We start from the raw sequence: 15,794 nt of genomic DNA on the forward strand, positions 1-15,794 counted from the left end.
CCCCGTATGACGGATGGCAGGCGCGCCGCCCCCGTCTCAGGCATGAGCCCGCTGCGCGCCCTCGGCCACGGGTTCATGGAGTTCTTCCGGGATCTCACCCAGCGCTCCCCCGCCCGGTTCGCGATCCTCATCTTCCTGTCGCTGATCCTCGTCTTCACGGGACTCTTCTCCCTCCCCGTCGCCGCCGCGAACGGGCAGGTCACCCCGTTCGCCGACGCGTTCTTCACGGCCGTGTCGACGATCTGCGTCACCGGCCTCGCGACCGTCGACATGGCGACGCACTGGTCGCCGTTCGGGCACGTGCTCGTGTTCGTCGGCGTCCAGATCGGTGCGCTCGGCGTGCTGACCCTCGCATCGATCCTCGGCCTGGTGATCTCGCGTCGCCTCGGCCTGCGTGCGAAGCTCATCGCGGCGAGCGACTCGAATCCGCTGCGCACGCACGGTGGACCGGTCAACGAAGGCCAGACCGTCCAGCTCGGCCAGATCGGCAGCCTGCTCGCGACGGTGGCCCTGTCGACCCTGGTGATCGAGACGATCATCGCGATCCTCCTGTACCCGGGCCTCATCGTCGCGGGCGTGCCGTGGGACGTCGCCCTCTGGGAGGCGCCGTTCTATGCGGCGATGTCTTTCACGAACACGGGGTTCACCCCGAACGCGGAGGGCCTCGCGCCGTTCCGCCACGACTACTTCTTCCTCACCGTCCTGATGGCGGGCGTGTTCCTCGGCTCCATCGGGTTCCCGGTGATCTACACGCTCCTGCGCCAGCGGTGGCGGGTGCGGCGGTGGTCGCTGCACGCCAAGCTCACCGTCATCACGACCGTGTCGCTGTTCTTCCTCGGCGGTGTCGTCTTCCTCATCCTCGAGTACGACAACCTGCTCACGCTCGGCACGAATGACGCGTGGGACACGACCTTCCAGGCGTTCTTCCTGTCGGCGATGACAAGATCCGGCGGCTTCGCGATCCTCGACATCGGGCAGCTCAACCAGTCGAGCCTTCTGGTCGCGTGCATGCTGATGTTCGTCGGCGGCGGCTCGGCGTCGACCGCCGGCGGCATCAAGGTGACGACGCTCGCGGTCATCGCACTCGCCGTCATCTCCGAGGCGAAAGGACGAGCATCGAACCAGGTGTTCGGCCGGCGCATCCCCAGCGACGTGCTGCGGGTGGCCCTCTCGGTCGTCGCCTGGGGATCGACGATCGTCGCGATCTCGACCATCATCATCACCCAGATCACGAAGGCCGATCTCGGCGACGTGCTCTTCGACGTCATCTCGGGGTTCGCCACGGTCGGCTTGTCGACCGGACTCACCGCCGAGCTGCCCGATCCCGCGGTCTACGTCCTGGCGATCACGATCGTCATGGGCCGCGTTGGTACAGTGACACTCGCCGCGGCGGTGGCCGCGTCATCCCGATCGCAGCTGTACTCGCTGCCCGTGGAAAGGCCGATCGTTGGTTGAGCGGATGAGGGGCGATGCGCCCGTTCTCGTGATCGGACTCGGGCGCTTCGGCGCCGCCTGCGCGGGTGAGCTCGACCGGCTCGACCGCGAAGTGCTCGCCATCGACGACAACCTCGATCTCGTGCAGAAGTGGTCCGAGCGCGTCACGCACACGGTCCAGGCCGACGCCCGCAACATCGACGCGCTGAAGCAGATCGGCGCCCAGGACTTCTCCGTCGCCGTCGTCGCGGTCGGCTCGTCGATCGAGGCATCCGTCCTCATCACCGCCAACCTGGTCGACCTCAAGGTGCCGCAGATCTGGGCCAAGGCGGTCTCGCAGTCGCACGGCAAGATCCTCGCCCGCGTCGGCGCGAACCACGTGATCTACCCCGAGCGCGAGGCCGGCGAGCGCGTCGCGCACCTCGTGAGCGGCCGCATGCTCGACTTCATCCGTTTCGACGACGACTTCGCCCTCGCGAAGCTCTACCCGCCGAAGTTCATCCGCGGCGTCGGCCTCAACGAGTCGGGCGTGCGCACGAAGTACAACGTGACGGTCGTGGGCGTGAAGAGCCCGGGCAAGCCGTTCCGCTACGCCGAGGCGAACACCGTGGTCACCAACCACGACCTCATCATCGTGTCCGGCACCAACTCCGACATCGAGCGCTTCGCGTCCCTCGAGCGCTGATCTGCCGCACCCCGCGCGGATGTCGCCGGGCGGAGGCAGACTGGCGGCATGAGCGATCGAGAGAGCATCATCGCGGATGCCCAGCGCTGGCTCGACGGCTATCGCCGGGCATGGGCGTCCAATGACGCCGACGACATCCGCGCCATCTTCACCGACGGCGCCGAGTATCGGTACGAGCCGTGGGTCGAGCCGCTGCGCGGCCAGGACGCGATCGTGGCGTCCTGGCTCGACCGGCAGGATGAACCCGGATCCTGGAGCTTCGAGGGCCGTGTGGTCGGCGTCGACGGGCGTCTCGCCTTCATCCAGGGCGAGACGGAATACACGTCCGGCCGCCGCTACAGCAACCTTTGGGTGGTGACGCTGGCCGACGACGGTCGCGCGGAGTCGTTCACCGAGTGGTGGATGGACCGGTCGAAGGCGAGCTGAACTCGCGACGGGCTGCGGGCTCGCCGTTTCGATCGTTACAAACAGATCCTTGTTCGCGCTCACAGTGAGCGATAACATTCCCGCGGGTCGACCATCGGGGGTCGACGCGTCCCGGCCGCCGACGACCGGGACGGAAAGGATCTGCAATGAGGCACGCACGCGTGCGAAGAGCGGTCGCCGGGCTGACGGCATTGGCACTGGGGGTCACGGGCGCCGTCGCGGCGACCCAGCCGGCCCTGGCCGCCGAGCCCCACCTGGTCGCGCATTATCTGCTCGACGAGACCTCCGGCACCGTGGCGACGGATGCCTCGGGGTCGGGGAAGAACGCCACCTACGTCGGTGGGCCCACGCTCACCGGTGGCGAAGGCGTCCGACTGGACGGCACCGACGACCACATCAAACTGCCGGACAACTTCCTCGCGGGGCTGGACTCGATCAGCGTGAGCGCCGACGTGCTGGTGCGTGCTTCCCAGGCCACCGCGTACTTCATCTACGGGTTCGGCAACACCGATGGCTCGGGAGTCGGCAACGGCTACCTGTACTCGACCGGCAACACCTACAAGACCTCGATCGCGACAGGCAACTGGACGACGGAGCAGACCGTCAACAGCAACGCGAATCTGACGCGCGACGTCTGGAAGACCATCACCTACACGCTCGACGACGCGACCGACACGGCCCGCGTGTATCTCGACGGCGTCCAGGTCGGTCAGAGCACCGGAATCACGACGAAGCCGAGCGCCATCGGCGGCGGCGTCACGACGGCCAATTACCTCGGCCGCTCCGTCTACAACGCCGACAAGTACCTCGCGGGGAGCCTGCGCAACGTGCGGATCTACGACGCCGCGCTGACGGCGACCGAGGTCGCTGCGCTCGCGCCGACCGACGCGACGCGTGTACAGCGCGACGCGGCGTCCCTCTCGCTCGGAGACCTCACTGCTGTCACCGCGAACCTCACGCTCCCGTCGACGGCGGCGAACGGCTCGAGCGTGACGTGGGCGACGAGCAACGCCGGTGCCATCTCTGCGACCGGCGGCGTGACGCGTCCGGCCGCCGGCCAGCAGCCCGCCGCCGTCACGCTGACCGCGACCCTCACCCGCGCGGGCTCGACGCAGACCAAGCAGTTCGCTGCCACCGTGCTCCCGCAACCGGGCAGTGAGGCACTCGCCCAGGCGGACCTCGACGCGATCGTGATCCCCAACGCGACCGACATCCGCGGCAACATCACGCTGCCGGCGTCGGGCTCCAAGAACGGCAGCGCCATCACGTGGACGGCCGCGCCTGCCGGCGTCATCACGACGACGGCGCAGGGCGGCAAGGCGGCCGGCGTCGTCACCCGCGGCACTGCCGACACCGCCGTCACGCTCACGGCGACGGTTCCCGGATCGGGCGTGCAGCGAGCGATCTCCGTGACCGTCAAGGCCGCCCCCGCGGGCCTCGACAAGGACTACTCGGCCGGCTACCTGTGGACGCACTTCGCGACCAACGGCGGCTACGAGAAGATCTTCTACGGCTACAGCGAAGACGGCCTGCACTGGGACAAGCTCAACGACAACCAGCCGATCCTCGCGAACCTCGCCGGCGACCTCGGCGTGCGCGACCCGCATCTCGTGCGCTCTCCCGAGGGCGACAAGTACTGGATCATCGGCACCGACCTCCACGCCGAGGGCGGCGGGGCCGGCGGTTCGGGCTGGGACCAGCTGAACGCCAGCCAGAACATCGTCGTGTGGGAGTCGACCGACCTCGTCAACTGGAGCGACCAGCGCATCGTGTTCGCCGGGTTCGACAAGGCCGGCTGCGTGTGGGCGCCCGAGGCGATCTACAACGAGGCGACCGGCGAGTACTACGTGTACTGGTCCGCCCGCGACAAGGTCGACAACGGCACGAACGACTGGGCGCTGCGCGTCTACCTCACCAAGACGCGTGACTTCACGACGTTCACCGAGCCCGAGATCTGGCTCTCGCTGAACGACAAGGGCGATGGGGCGACCGGCCCGAACATCATCGACACGACCATCGCGAAGGAAGGCGACACCTACTACCGCTTCTCGACCTCGGACTGGCACACGGTCGTCGACACCGCCCCGAGCCTGGACGGCCCCTGGACCACCGTCATCGCCCGCGGCGAGGCCGCAGCGCACGGTCTGCGCACCTCGATGGAGGGTCTCACGGTCTATCAGCTCCCCGACGGGCGGTGGTCGGTCATGGGCGACCAGAGCGGCTACTACGCCCAGACCGCCGACACGCTCTCGAGCCTGCAGTTCACACAGCTGAGCACGGGGTCGGGCGCGAACCAGTACTCGTTCGATCAGGCCTTCCGCCACGGCTCGGTGCTGCGGCTGTCGGCCGCCGAAGAGGAGCGACTGCTCGCCGCCTACGGCGACGAGCCGGTCGACCCGACCGACCCGGAGGAGCCGCAGCAGGGCCCGATCGCGAAGTACACCTTCGACGACGGCACGCTGAACGACTCGATCGGCACGGCGAACCTGACCAAGAGCGGCACCGCAGCGGTGGCGACCGACGCGGTCAAGGGCAAGGCGCTCAAGCTGGACGGCACGACCAACGGGTTCGCGTCGTTCCCGACGGGCTTCTTCGACGGCCGCGACACCATGACCGTGTCGATGGACGTCAAGTCGGAGAAGACCAGCGGCAACTTCTTCACGTTCGCTCTCGGGAAGGACTCCAACAAGTACTACTTCCTGCGCGTGCGCGGCGGAGACGTGCGCAGCGCCATCACGCAGGCCACGTACACGTCGGAGTCCGCGGTGACGGGGTCGGTGACGTCGGGCCAGTGGCACCACATCGACGTCGTCTTCGAAGGCACCACGATGACGGTGTACTCCGACGGCATCCGGATGGGGCAGAACACCGCGCTCAACACCAAGGTCAGCGACCTCGGCACGAGCCTTGCCGCGTACCTCGGCAAGTCGTTCTACTCCGCGGACGGCTACTTCCAGGGCTGGTACGACAACGTGAGCGTGTACAACCGCGCTCTGTCCCAGGCGGAGGTGCTCGCGAACGCGGGTGTCACCGACCAGCTCCTGGACGTCTCGCTCGCGAACGCCGACGCGCTCAAGGTCGCGCCGATCGTCGACGCAACGGCCCACTCGGTCGTGCTGCCCGTCAAGAAGGGGACGGATGTCTCGGCACTGGCCCCGACGTTCTCGACGGTTCCGGGAGCCACCGTCTCGCCCGCCTCGGGCACGACGGTCGACCTCACGCAGCCGAAGAACTACACGCTGACCAAGCCCGACGGCTCGACGGTCACGTGGAAGATCGAGGCCCGCGTGGTGAACAGCCCGGTCCTGCCGGGGTACTACGCCGACCCGAACATCGCGGTGTTCGGCGACACGTACTACATCTACGCGACGACCGACGGCCTGGCCGGGTGGGGCGGCAACACGTTCTATGTCTGGAAGTCGAAGGACCTCGTGAACTGGGAGCGGGCAGCACAGCCGTTCCTCACGCTCGACGGGGCCAACGGCAACGTGCCATGGGCGACGGGCAACGCGTGGGCGCCGACGATCATCGAGCGGGACGGGAAGTACTACTTCTACTTCAGCGGCCACAACCCGACGTACAACCGCAAGACGATCGGCGTCGCGGTGGCCGACAGCCCCGAGGGCCCGTTCATCGCCCAGCCGACGGCGATGATCCTCAATAACGAAGCCGTCACGTCGGGTCAGGCCATCGACCCGGCCGCATTCCATGATCCGGTCACCGGCAAGTGGTACCTGGGATGGGGCAACGGCAGCGCGACGAGCGGGCCGGTGCTGGCCGAGCTGAACGACGACATGGTGTCGATCAAGCCGGGCACGTATCAGCGGATCAGCGGGTTGACGGACTTCCGCGAGGGCGTCTTCTTCAACTACCGCAACGGGCTGTACCACCTCACCTACGCGATCGACGACACCGGGTCGGAGAACTACCGCGTCGGCTACGCCACCGCGACCAGCATGAACGGTCCGTGGACGTACCGCGGCGTGATCCTGCAGAAGAACCTGGCGCTCGGCATCAAGGGCACCGGGCACAGCTCGATCATCAACGTCCCGGGCACCGACGACTGGTACATCGCGTACCACCGGTTCGGAATGCCCGGTGGCGACGGCACACATCGTGAGACGACGATCGACAAGCTCGAGTTCGGTGCGGACGGCCTCATCAAGCCGGTCACGCCGACCCTCGAGAGCGTTCCGGCGCAGACGGTCCCCTCGCAGGGACCGGAGGTGTCGGGCGTCGCGGCTACGCGCTGCGTCGCGGGGAAGGTCTACCTCGCCGTGCAGACGACCAACCTCGACGATGTGCCGATCACGGTGGAGATCGTGTCGGAGTACGGCTCGAAGACGGTGACGAACCTGCAGCCGGGCAAGACCACGGCGCAGAGCTTCGCCACGCGGCTCGTCTCGGCCGAGGCCGGCAGCGTGACGGTGACCGCGAGGGTCGCCGGCGAGGAGGCATCCACCGTGGTGCATCCCGCGTACGCCGTGCAGTCCTGCGGCTGACTCACTGAACGGAGGAGCCCCCCGGCCGTAGCCGGGGGGCTCCTCCGTTCGCGTGAGCGTTCAGCCTCCGGCGGCAAGCTCCTTGGCGCGGGCGAGGGCCGCGTCCGTCGCCTCGGCGAACACGTGGTCGAGCCGCGCGTCCTGGAGGACCGCGATGGCCCGCTCCGTCGTGCCCTTCGGGCTGGTCACGCGCCGGCGCAGCTCGGCGGGATCGTCACCGGATGCCTCGAGCAGCGCCGCGGCGCCGATGAAGGTCTGCTCCGCCATGAGCCGCGCCTCGGGCTGTGCGAATCCCTTGCCGACCGCGGCCTTCGTGAACTCCTCCACCAGCAGGAAGAAGTAGGCCGGACCCGAGCCCGAGATCGTGGACAGCGCGTCGATCTGCGACTCGGGCACCTCGACGACGGTGCCGACGGTCTCGAACAGCCGGCGGACTGTGGCGACCGCGGTGTCGTCGGCGTGCGAGCCCGCCGCGAGCCCCGTGACGCCGCGACCGACGAGGGCGGGCGTGTTCGGCATCGAGCGCAGCACGGCGACGCCGTCACCCAGGATCTCCTCGAACGTCGCGATCGTGACACCGGCTGCGAGGCTCACCACGATGGTGCCCGGCTGCAGCGCCGGCGCGATCTCGCGCAGCAGGTCCGGGACCATGACCGGCTTGACGCCCACGAGCACGACGCGCGCGGCGGCCGCGGCATCCGTGTTCCCTGCCGGAGCCGCTTCGAGTGCCACGCTCGTGACGCCCGCGAGACCGTCGAGCTCGGCAGCCTTCGCGAGCGAGCGGTTCGTCGTCGTCACTCCCCCGGCCGCGAGCCCGGAGCGCGAGAGGCCACGGGCGATCGCGCCGCCCATCGAGCCGGCGCCGAGGATCGCGATGGGCGGGAGGGTCGGGGTGTCTGCAGCCATGGGTCCGATCCTACGAGCCGCCCGTTCGCTCCGCCGTTGTTGTGCATCGGTATTGACTTATATAAGTCTCCGCGCAATCATTGATCTGTGCACGCGCTCGACATCCTCGGAGACCCGGTGCGCCGGCACATCCTCGAACTCCTGGCGGAGGGCGAGCGCAGTGCCGGCGAGATCGGCGAGAAGGTGCAGGGCGAATTCGGCATCTCGCAGCCCGCGGTGTCGCAGCACCTGCGGGTGCTGCGCGAGTCGGGCTTCGCGACGGTGCGGCCGGAGGGCACGCGCCGCCTCTACGCGATCGCGCCGGAGCCGCTCGAGAACGCCGCTGCCTGGTTCGACCCGTTCCGGCGGTTCTGGCAGCCGCATCTCGACGCCCTCGGCACCGAGCTCGCCCGCGGTCGCCGTGCCCGGCGTCTCGCCGAACAGGACACCGCCGGCGACACCGAAGACTCAGACACCGACGACACCGACACGACCGAACCCCAGGAGGAATGACATGGTCGACGTACAGAGCCAGCTCGCCGCGGTGAGCCGCGAGATCGAGAGCGAAGAGGTCGACGGCTTCCCGTCGCGCGTGCAGACGCTCGCGCAGACCTACCCGTCCCCCATCGACGACGTGTGGGATGCCGTCACCAGTGCGGACCGGATCGCCCGATGGTTCCAGCCGATCTCCGGAGACCTCATGCTCGGCGGCCGCTACCAGATCGAGGGCAACGCCGGCGGCGAGATCCAGGAGTGCGCGCCTCCCGCAGGCGGCGCCGCGCACTACAAGGCGACGTGGGAGTACGGCGGAGGCGTGACGTGGCTCACGGTGCGGCTCACCGCAGAGGGCGACGATGCGACCCGCTTCGAGCTGGAGCACATCGCCCGCACCGACGACGTCCCCGCCGAGTTCTGGGACCTCTACGGCCCCGGCGCCACGGGTGTCGGCTGGGACGGCGGCCTGCTCGGACTCGGCCTGCACCTCACCGGCGGTGGCGGGCCGAAGCCCGAGGACGCCGAGGCGTGGGCGTTCACCGACGAGGGCCGCGCGTTCTATCGCGGCGCCGCCGACGCGTGGGGCGCCGCGCACGCCGCCGATGGCGCCGACCCCGCCGCCGCCGCGCGTGCCGCCGACAACACGTACGCCTTCTACACCGGCCAGACCCCGCCATCCACAGAGGAGTGACCGTATGCCCCGGGGCCGCGGCATCCGGAACATGAAACCCGATTCACAAGAACTGACGGCCGGTCTATTCTCATGAGTGGGCGGGGGCGCAGGGGCTCCCGCAGGATGTGGGAGGCACCCGGAATGACCCTCTTCGACGGCATCGCCGCACGCAGCGTCGAAACGCCCGGCCTGACGGTGAACGTGCTGGAACGCACCGGCGACGACCCCGCGACTCCGCCGGAGCGCACGGTGGTGTTCATCCACGGCAACGTGTCGTCGTCGCTGTTCTGGCAGGAGATGATGCAGGACCTGCCCCACGACCTGCGGGTTCTCGCGATCGACCTGCGGGGTTTCGGCGGAACGGAGCACGCACCCATCGACGCGACGCGCGGGGTCCGCGACTTCAGCGACGACGTGCGCGCGACGCTCGAGGCTCTCGGTATCGCGAGTGCGCACCTCGTCGGCTGGTCGATGGGGGGCGGCGTCGTGATGCAGTACGCGCTCGACCACGGCGCGCTCAGCCTCACCCTCCAGGCGCCCGTGTCGCCGTACGGTTTCGGCGGCACCCGCCGCGACGGCTCGCGCCTCACCGATGACGACGCCGGTTGCGGCGGTGGCGGTGCGAACCCGGACTTCGTCCAGCGGCTGATCGACCATGACGAGACGGACGAGGCGCCGACCTCGCCCCGCAACGTCTTCCGCTCCGGCTACGTCGCACCCGGGTATCAGACCGACAACGAGGACGTCTGGGTCGAGTCGATGCTCACGACCTCGACGGCGACCGGCAACTACCCCGGCGACACGGTGACGAGTGAGAACTGGCCGGGCTTCGGCGCCGGCGACCTCGGGGTGCTCAACACCATGACCCCCGGCCACTTCGACGTGTCGGGCATCGTCGATCTCGCCGAGAAGCCGCCGATCCTGTGGATCCACGGCACCGCCGACGCGATCGTGTCGGACGCGTCCTTCTACGACTTCAACCACCTCGGAAAGCTCGGCATCGTCCCCGGCTGGCCCGGCGACGACGTCGCGCCGCCCCAGGAGATGGTGTCGCAGACGCGCGACGTCCTGGCCCGCTACTCCGACGCGGGCGGCGAGGTCACCGAGATCGCGCTTGAGGGCACAGGGCACTCCCCGCACCTGGAGCGGCCGGCCGAGTTCCGCCACGCGCTGCTCGAGGTGATCGGGTACGTCGGGCACCCGCACGATCCGGCCCCGCCGACCGAGGCGATCATCCTGCGCTCGTCCGACTGAGACAGGGCGGGCCCCGTCGCGCAAGGGGTGCGGAGCGCGGGTCGCGGCATCCGTAGACTCATCGGCATGAGTGCTTCCGGCGGCGGCAAGGCGATCCTCGCGGCGTTCCTGGCGAACATGGGCATCGCCCTGGCGAAGTTCATCGCGTGGTTCCTGTCGGGCTCGGCGTCGATGCTCGCCGAGGCCATCCACTCGGTCGCCGATTCGGGCAACCAGCTGCTGCTCATGCTCGGCGGGCGCCAGGCGAAGAAGAAGGCCGACCGCGAGCACCCCTTCGGCTACGGCCGCGAGCGGTACGTCTACGCGTTCGTCGTCTCGATCATCCTGTTCTCGGTCGGCGGCCTCTTCTCGATCTACGAGGGCATCGACAAGCTCACGCACCCGCACGAGCTCGAGAACGCGTGGATCCCGATCACGGTGCTCGTCGTCGCGATCGTGCTCGAGTCGTTCTCGCTGCGCACGGCCGTCAAGGAGAGCAACCACATCCGGGCGAAGGGCCAGTCGTGGGTCTCGTTCGTGCGGCACGCCAAGGCTCCCGAGCTCCCGGTCGTGCTGCTCGAAGACATCGCGGCGCTCACCGGCCTCGTGTTCGCACTGTTCGGCGTCGGCCTGACGGTGATCACGCACAACTCGGTGTTCGACGCGATCGGCACGCTCATGATCGGCACGCTGCTGATCCTCGTGGCCATCACGCTCGGCATCGAGACGAAGAGCCTCCTCGTCGGCGAGGGCGCGACGGATGCGGACCACGACCGCATCGTCGACGCCATCAACGACGGCCCCGAAGTCGAGAAGATCATCCACATCAAGACGCTCTACCTCGGTCCCGACGAGCTGCTCGTCGCGGCGAAGCTCGGCTTCGCATCGGATGCGCCGCTCGTGCACGTCGCGTCCGACATCGACCGCGTCGAGGCGCGCGTGCGTGCGGCAGTGCCGGCGGCGCGCATCATCTACTTCGAGCCCGACGTCTACCGGCCCGGCGACGACGCGACGCCGCCCACGTCGGAGTTCGTCATCAAGTCGGCCGACTGACTGCTCGACAGGCTCAGCGACCGCCATGGAATACTGCATCTTCACCGAGCCCCAGCAGGGCGCGAGCTACGACGACCAGCTCGCCTTCGCGCAGGCGGCCGAGCGTCTCGGCTTCGACGGCTTCTTCCGCTCCGACCACTACCTGCACATGGGCGACGGCGACGGGCTTCCCGGTCCCACCGACGCGTGGACCACGCTGGCGGGACTCGCCCGCGAGACCTCCCGCATCCGCCTCGGCACGCTCGTGTCGTCGGTGACGTACCGCGTTCCGGGGCTGCTGGCGATCCAGGTGGCTCAGGTCGACGCGATGTCGGGCGGCCGTGCCGAGCTCGGCCTCGGCACGGGGTGGTTCGGCCGCGAGCACGAGGCCTACGGCATCCCGTTCCCGGCCAAGCGGTTCGGGCTCCTCGAGGAGCAGCTCGCGATCGTGACCGGCCTGTGGTCGACCCCGGTCAACGAGACCTACAGCTTCGCGGGTGAGCACTACCGACTGGTGGATGCCCCGGCCCTGCCGAAGCCGGTGCAGTCCCGGGTTCCCGTCATCGTGGGTGGCGGCGGGCCCAAGCGCACCCCCGAGCTCGCGGCGCGGTTCGCGACCGAGTTCAACATCGGCTTCCGGTCCGAGGCGGAGTCGGCGGAGAAGTTCGCCGGTGTGCGCGCCGCGTGCGAGCGCATCGGTCGCGACCCCGATTCGCTCAAACTCTCGGTGGCGCTGCCGACGCTGGCCGGGGCATCCGTGTCCGAACTCGACCGGCGTGCCGAGAACCTCGGGCGCACCGTCGACGAGCTGCGCGGCGACGTGAACATCGTCGGCACCCGCGACGAGATCGTCGCGAAGGTCGAGCGGCTCGTGGCGATCGGCGCGCAGCGCGTCTACTTCCAGGTCATGGACCTGCAGGACGTCTCACACGTCGAGTACCTCGGCGAGGTGCTCCCCCACCTCCCCCGATGACGTTCAGGGCAGGGCCCATTCCTCGGGGCTGAAGAGCATCACGAAACCCCCGTCGGCGAAGCGGGCGATGTCGGCTGCGGCGGCCTGCCCTTCCGGCGAGCCGAGGGCCGCCATCGCCGAGTCCCTGGACTCGAAGAGGAGTTCGCCCATCACGTAGAACTCCGGAGGGGTCCCGTCGAGCGAGTCGGTGCGACCCGCGCTGAGTCGTACCAGCCCGGGGATGCGAGCGGCGATGGGCATGTGAGTGTTCCGGTAGTACTCGTCGAAGGCCGCCGGATCAGCCGGGTGCCGGTATCCGACATTGATGCGATAGGTCACGGTGATTACCCCCTGCCTCGTGAGGGTGCAGGATCTCGCAATCGGGTCCGGCACCGCCCGGTGAGTTGTGCCCCGTAACCGCCGATTGTGGCCCCAGGTCGACGCGGGCGCCAGAGGGGCTCGTCCCCGCGCACGCCTTCGCGTCGCGCTCAGATCGACGAACGGCACCCCGGCTCGTGGTTCTCGTCCGCCTGCCCACGCTCAGCCCGAGGTCGTGGCCCAGAGCGGAGCCAGTGAGATCGCCCCGGTGGTGAGAGCCGCCGTGGCTCCGAGCGCGACGATGTCGATCAGGGGCAGCCTGCGGGCGCGGATCCGCCCGATCACGCCCACGAGCAGCACGACGGCCGCACCCGCCACACCGATCAGCAGCAGCCAGCCGACGAGCCACGCGAACACGGCGGCGTTCTCGTGCGCGTCCAGTGCGGCCGGCGTCCCGGAATTCTGCACCCAGAGCGAGTGGTAGACCCACAATGCGAGCACGGCGCCGGTTGCCGACACGAGGGCGACGGACGCGGCTGTCGTCAGCCGATCTCGCGACGTCGCCTCGTCCACACGGGAACACTAGCGGCGCACTCTGAACGGTGTCGACCACGTCTGGAGGCCCCGCCGGTCACCCGACCCAGGGTGAAATTCGCCGTTCACTTGCCGGTCGTTCCGCCGACGGCTCATCACCGCTAGCTTGCAGGCAGGAGGTGCGATGACCACGGTGACGGTCGCGGCCGATCCACCGGCCGCCCCGCGGCCGAAGAAGCGGAAGCCGCTCCTGCCTGCGCTGATCGCAGGTGCGGTCGGGTTCGCTGCGGTCGCCGTTCCCGCGCTGATCGCCTCCCGGACCCCGCCGCCTTCGAGCTCACCCGTGTTTCCCGCGGAGGTCGCCACCTACTCGTGGTTCGTCTCGCACGGCGACCTCGGCATGCCGGCGACGATGATCTACCAGAACGGCATCGGCGTCGAGTTCATGGACTTCCCGCAGGCGGTGGCACTCGGCGTCGACGGCAGCACATACCGGCGCCTCGGTGCCGCCGAGCAGCGCTCGGTGCCGACCGACCAGGGCGACCCCGCAGCCATGGTGCTGTCAGCCGACGGCACGTTCGCGGTGATCGCCGGTGCGAACGGTCACGGCTCCGTCCTCGTCCGTTCCCTCGTGGACGGCACCGACCGAGAGGTGTCGATCGGTGCCGGACGCAGCGCCGTCCCGTTGAGCATCGCCTCCGACGGCGACCACGTCCTCGTGCTGCTGGGCGACGGTGAGATGAGCCGGTACACCGACCCGGCCTTCAGCGGCACACTCGCCTTGCTCGAGCTGTCGAGCGGCGACCTGCTCGAGTACCCGCTGGAGGGAGTGACATCCGCGGCACTGGCTCCCGATGGATCTCGCGTCGTCGCCCAGACGTCGCAGGGCGCCGTGATGATGGATGCCGCGGGGCACAGCATCCATGAACTCCCCGCGGAACTGACGGGGCAGGCGTTCGGTGACGACGCGTGGTCACCGGACGGCACCCGACTGGTGACGCTCGTCCACGAGCCCGTGTGGGTGGAGAAGCCCACGGGCAGGACGCTGACCAGCTCCGCCACGCTGCAGATCTCCGCACTTCCGGCCGGCACGACGACGATGCTCGCGCTCGCGGGCGTCGAGTACGCGACGGCCCTGGGCTGGCGCGACGACGACACCGTCGTGCTGCAGACCTACTCCGAAGACAACAGCGCCGAGTTCCAATGGGTCGACGCCGACACGGGCGCCGCGCAGACTTTCTCGACGTACGAGTCGGGGTTCACCGCGGCATCCATCGGCTCCGCCGACCTCGCACGGGACCTGATCCGCGAATGGGCGGTCGAGGACCGACCCGTGGATCAGGGGTGGACCCTCGGGATCCTCGGCGGCATCGCGGTCGGCGCCACGGCCGGACTCGTCGTGTGGGCTGTGACGCGACGCCGTGAAGGCTGAGCGCTCTTCGATCCCCACGAGTCCCTGCGCGGAGACGGCCTCCGGCGGATGGTCTGGGACGGCGTCGTCAGGCGCCGCTCCTCGGCGGCTTGTCGAGGCCATGCCGCCCCGGCCGCTCCGGCTCGGCGGCGGTCTCCGGGCTGACGGAGCCGAAGTCGGCTGACCCGTCGACGCCCGGATAGTTCGGCTCCTCGATCTCGACCGCCTTGTCCCGCTCTTCCTGGGGCGGCAGGTGATCGAGAGGCTGCTTGATGTCGTCAGGGTGGTGGCTCATGCATCGAGCCTCCGACGGCGGCGAAGGGATGGAGAGGGGGTTGCCATCCGGCAGCCGTCGTGATCCGGCGCAGATTCAGGGGTTTGGCCCCGTCGGACGTCAGACCGGCAGGCGGTACGACGGCAGGCCGCGACGGCGGATGAGCCACTCGGCGAAGACGAGGTTCGGGAGCCAGCAGAGGAACGGCACCGCGGCGTAGGCGTTCGTAAAGGCGGAGTCGAGTTCCCACGGCTGCCCGAGCACGAGCGGCGCCATCAGCAGCAGCGGCAGCCAGATGCGCAGCATGACGCCGGAGTAGGTCAGCGCGTAGTTGCGGATCATCCAGGCCTGGTGGCTGGGCACGTCGCGGCGGCGGATCGCACGGTACGCCCGCCAACCCGTGATGAGCCACAGCACCGCGAGCGCGCCGAATCCGAAGAACCCGACATAGCCGGCGGGGCTCGAAGGCGCGATGATGAGGCCGCCGACCGCGCCGATCCCCACCGCGACCAGGTACACGCGACCGATCCAGCGGTGCACGCGGGGGGCGCGGGTGCGCAGGCCACGCCAGAACTGCAGCGGACCGGTGACGAGCGCCGTCGCCCCGCCGACGATGTGGACGTAGAGGGCTCCCTGGACGAACGGGTGCACGGCGGCGTAGGTCGGGGCGAGCCCTACGTCCTGCCCGGCGAGGTCGGCCAGCGACGCGGTGAAGTACGGCACGGCGGAGTACGCGACGATCGCGAGCGCCGTCAGCAGGACGAACGTCCAGCCGATGCGGGAGCGGACACCTCCCGGCCGTGCGACGGCGGGCGCGGTCCGGACGGGTTCGATGAGGCGGGTCATGGCCGTCACGCTAGGCCCGCAGCCGAGCGGCCCAGCAGGGTGCTGTCCCCCCGAACCCACGGGGCTGTCCCCCGTATCAGCGGCGAGCAGCGTC

Annotated in this window: 15 protein-coding genes; 10 read left to right on the forward strand and 5 right to left on the reverse strand. The window is 69.3% G+C overall.

Annotation, left to right across the window (positions count from 1 at the left end; genetic code table 11):
* The first annotated feature begins 42 nt into the window (after positions 1-42).
* The 4 genes from ACFVSU_RS06055 to ACFVSU_RS06070 all read left to right on the forward strand — a co-directional run bounded on the left by ACFVSU_RS06055 (position 43) and on the right by ACFVSU_RS06070 (position 7,047).
* Entirely contained in the window at positions 43-1,455 is a 1,413-nt protein-coding gene (locus ACFVSU_RS06055; RefSeq protein WP_387141258.1) for a TrkH family potassium uptake protein, read from the forward strand.
* Positions 1,456-1,459: 4 nt separating this feature from the next.
* Complete coding sequence (locus tag ACFVSU_RS06060) at positions 1,460-2,119, forward strand: TrkA family potassium uptake protein (RefSeq protein ID WP_374226639.1); 660 nt, start codon at positions 1,460-1,462, stop codon at positions 2,117-2,119.
* 48 nt (positions 2,120-2,167) lie between these two features.
* The gene (locus tag ACFVSU_RS06065; protein ID WP_387139499.1) at positions 2,168-2,545 is read left to right on the forward strand and encodes a YybH family protein; all 378 of its coding nucleotides are present in this window, start codon (positions 2,168-2,170) and stop codon (positions 2,543-2,545) included.
* A gap of 146 nt (positions 2,546-2,691) precedes the next feature.
* Entirely contained in the window at positions 2,692-7,047 is a 4,356-nt protein-coding gene (locus ACFVSU_RS06070; RefSeq protein ID WP_387139502.1) for a family 43 glycosylhydrolase, read from the forward strand.
* Between the two features lie 60 nt (positions 7,048-7,107).
* On the opposite strand, the gene proC is transcribed toward ACFVSU_RS06070, so the two are convergent.
* A complete protein-coding gene (proC, locus tag ACFVSU_RS06075) occupies positions 7,108-7,953 on the reverse strand; it encodes a pyrroline-5-carboxylate reductase (RefSeq protein WP_387139505.1) in 846 nt (281 codons plus the stop codon).
* Positions 7,954-8,040: 87 nt separating this feature from the next.
* Here proC and ACFVSU_RS06080 point away from each other — a divergent pair, with 87 nt between their 5' ends.
* The 5 genes from ACFVSU_RS06080 to ACFVSU_RS06100 all read left to right on the forward strand — a co-directional run bounded on the left by ACFVSU_RS06080 (position 8,041) and on the right by ACFVSU_RS06100 (position 12,338).
* Positions 8,041-8,445, forward strand: a complete 405-nt coding sequence (locus ACFVSU_RS06080; RefSeq protein ID WP_387139508.1) for an ArsR/SmtB family transcription factor — start codon at positions 8,041-8,043, stop codon at positions 8,443-8,445.
* A 1-nt stretch (position 8,446) separates the two neighbouring features.
* Complete coding sequence (locus tag ACFVSU_RS06085) at positions 8,447-9,118, forward strand: SRPBCC domain-containing protein (RefSeq protein WP_387139511.1); 672 nt, start codon at positions 8,447-8,449, stop codon at positions 9,116-9,118.
* Between the two features lie 123 nt (positions 9,119-9,241).
* The gene (locus ACFVSU_RS06090; RefSeq protein WP_387139514.1) at positions 9,242-10,354 is read left to right on the forward strand and encodes an alpha/beta fold hydrolase; all 1,113 of its coding nucleotides are present in this window, start codon (positions 9,242-9,244) and stop codon (positions 10,352-10,354) included.
* 66 nt (positions 10,355-10,420) lie between these two features.
* A complete protein-coding gene (locus ACFVSU_RS06095) occupies positions 10,421-11,386 on the forward strand; it encodes a cation diffusion facilitator family transporter (RefSeq protein WP_375870913.1) in 966 nt (321 codons plus the stop codon).
* Positions 11,387-11,411: 25 nt separating this feature from the next.
* Positions 11,412-12,338: an LLM class F420-dependent oxidoreductase gene (locus tag ACFVSU_RS06100; RefSeq protein ID WP_387139518.1), complete on the forward strand. Its 927-nt coding sequence runs from the start codon at positions 11,412-11,414 to the stop codon at positions 12,336-12,338.
* Positions 12,339-12,341: 3 nt separating this feature from the next.
* On the opposite strand, the gene ACFVSU_RS06105 is transcribed toward ACFVSU_RS06100, so the two are convergent.
* Positions 12,342-12,656 carry an EthD family reductase gene (locus tag ACFVSU_RS06105; RefSeq protein ID WP_387139521.1) on the reverse strand — a complete coding sequence of 105 codons (315 nt, stop codon included), beginning with the start codon at positions 12,654-12,656 and terminating at the stop codon, positions 12,342-12,344.
* A gap of 201 nt (positions 12,657-12,857) precedes the next feature.
* The gene (locus ACFVSU_RS06110; protein WP_387139525.1) at positions 12,858-13,208 is read right to left on the reverse strand and encodes a hypothetical protein; all 351 of its coding nucleotides are present in this window, start codon (positions 13,206-13,208) and stop codon (positions 12,858-12,860) included.
* A 145-nt stretch (positions 13,209-13,353) separates the two neighbouring features.
* Between ACFVSU_RS06110 and ACFVSU_RS06115 the strand changes: the two genes are divergently transcribed.
* On the forward strand, positions 13,354-14,601 hold the full coding sequence (locus tag ACFVSU_RS06115) for a hypothetical protein (RefSeq protein WP_387139528.1): 1,248 nt from the start codon (positions 13,354-13,356) through the stop codon (positions 14,599-14,601).
* 67 nt (positions 14,602-14,668) lie between these two features.
* Here ACFVSU_RS06115 and ACFVSU_RS06120 read toward each other — a convergent pair whose 3' ends face one another.
* Both ACFVSU_RS06120 and ACFVSU_RS06125 read right to left on the reverse strand, forming a co-directional pair.
* Entirely contained in the window at positions 14,669-14,875 is a 207-nt protein-coding gene (locus ACFVSU_RS06120) for a hypothetical protein (RefSeq protein ID WP_387139531.1), read from the reverse strand.
* A gap of 99 nt (positions 14,876-14,974) precedes the next feature.
* Positions 14,975-15,700, reverse strand: a complete 726-nt coding sequence (locus tag ACFVSU_RS06125) for a DUF2306 domain-containing protein (protein ID WP_387139534.1) — start codon at positions 15,698-15,700, stop codon at positions 14,975-14,977.
* Between the last annotated feature and the right edge of the window lie 94 nt (positions 15,701-15,794).

Origin of the sequence: Microbacterium sp. NPDC058062 (genome assembly GCF_042885375.1) — a bacterium.
Classification (GTDB): Bacteria; Actinomycetota; Actinomycetes; order Actinomycetales; family Microbacteriaceae; genus Microbacterium; species Microbacterium trichothecenolyticum_C.

Coding starts and splice junctions, on each gene's coding strand:
- ACFVSU_RS06090 (WP_387139514.1), top strand. CDS start 9,242: ATGACCCTCTTCGACGGCATCGCCGCACGCAGCGTCGAAACGCCCGGC.
- ACFVSU_RS06125 (WP_387139534.1), bottom strand. CDS start 15,700: ATGACCCGCCTCATCGAACCCGTCCGGACCGCGCCCGCCGTCGCACGG.
- ACFVSU_RS06095 (WP_375870913.1), top strand. CDS start 10,421: ATGAGTGCTTCCGGCGGCGGCAAGGCGATCCTCGCGGCGTTCCTGGCG.
- ACFVSU_RS06060 (WP_374226639.1), top strand. CDS start 1,460: ATGAGGGGCGATGCGCCCGTTCTCGTGATCGGACTCGGGCGCTTCGGC.
- ACFVSU_RS06100 (WP_387139518.1), top strand. CDS start 11,412: ATGGAATACTGCATCTTCACCGAGCCCCAGCAGGGCGCGAGCTACGAC.
- ACFVSU_RS06120 (WP_387139531.1), bottom strand. CDS start 14,875: ATGAGCCACCACCCTGACGACATCAAGCAGCCTCTCGATCACCTGCCG.
- ACFVSU_RS06070 (WP_387139502.1), top strand. CDS start 2,692: ATGAGGCACGCACGCGTGCGAAGAGCGGTCGCCGGGCTGACGGCATTG.
- ACFVSU_RS06055 (WP_387141258.1), top strand. CDS start 43: ATGAGCCCGCTGCGCGCCCTCGGCCACGGGTTCATGGAGTTCTTCCGG.
- ACFVSU_RS06065 (WP_387139499.1), top strand. CDS start 2,168: ATGAGCGATCGAGAGAGCATCATCGCGGATGCCCAGCGCTGGCTCGAC.
- proC (WP_387139505.1), bottom strand. CDS start 7,953: ATGGCTGCAGACACCCCGACCCTCCCGCCCATCGCGATCCTCGGCGCC.
- ACFVSU_RS06085 (WP_387139511.1), top strand. CDS start 8,447: ATGGTCGACGTACAGAGCCAGCTCGCCGCGGTGAGCCGCGAGATCGAG.
- ACFVSU_RS06115 (WP_387139528.1), top strand. CDS start 13,354: ATGACCACGGTGACGGTCGCGGCCGATCCACCGGCCGCCCCGCGGCCG.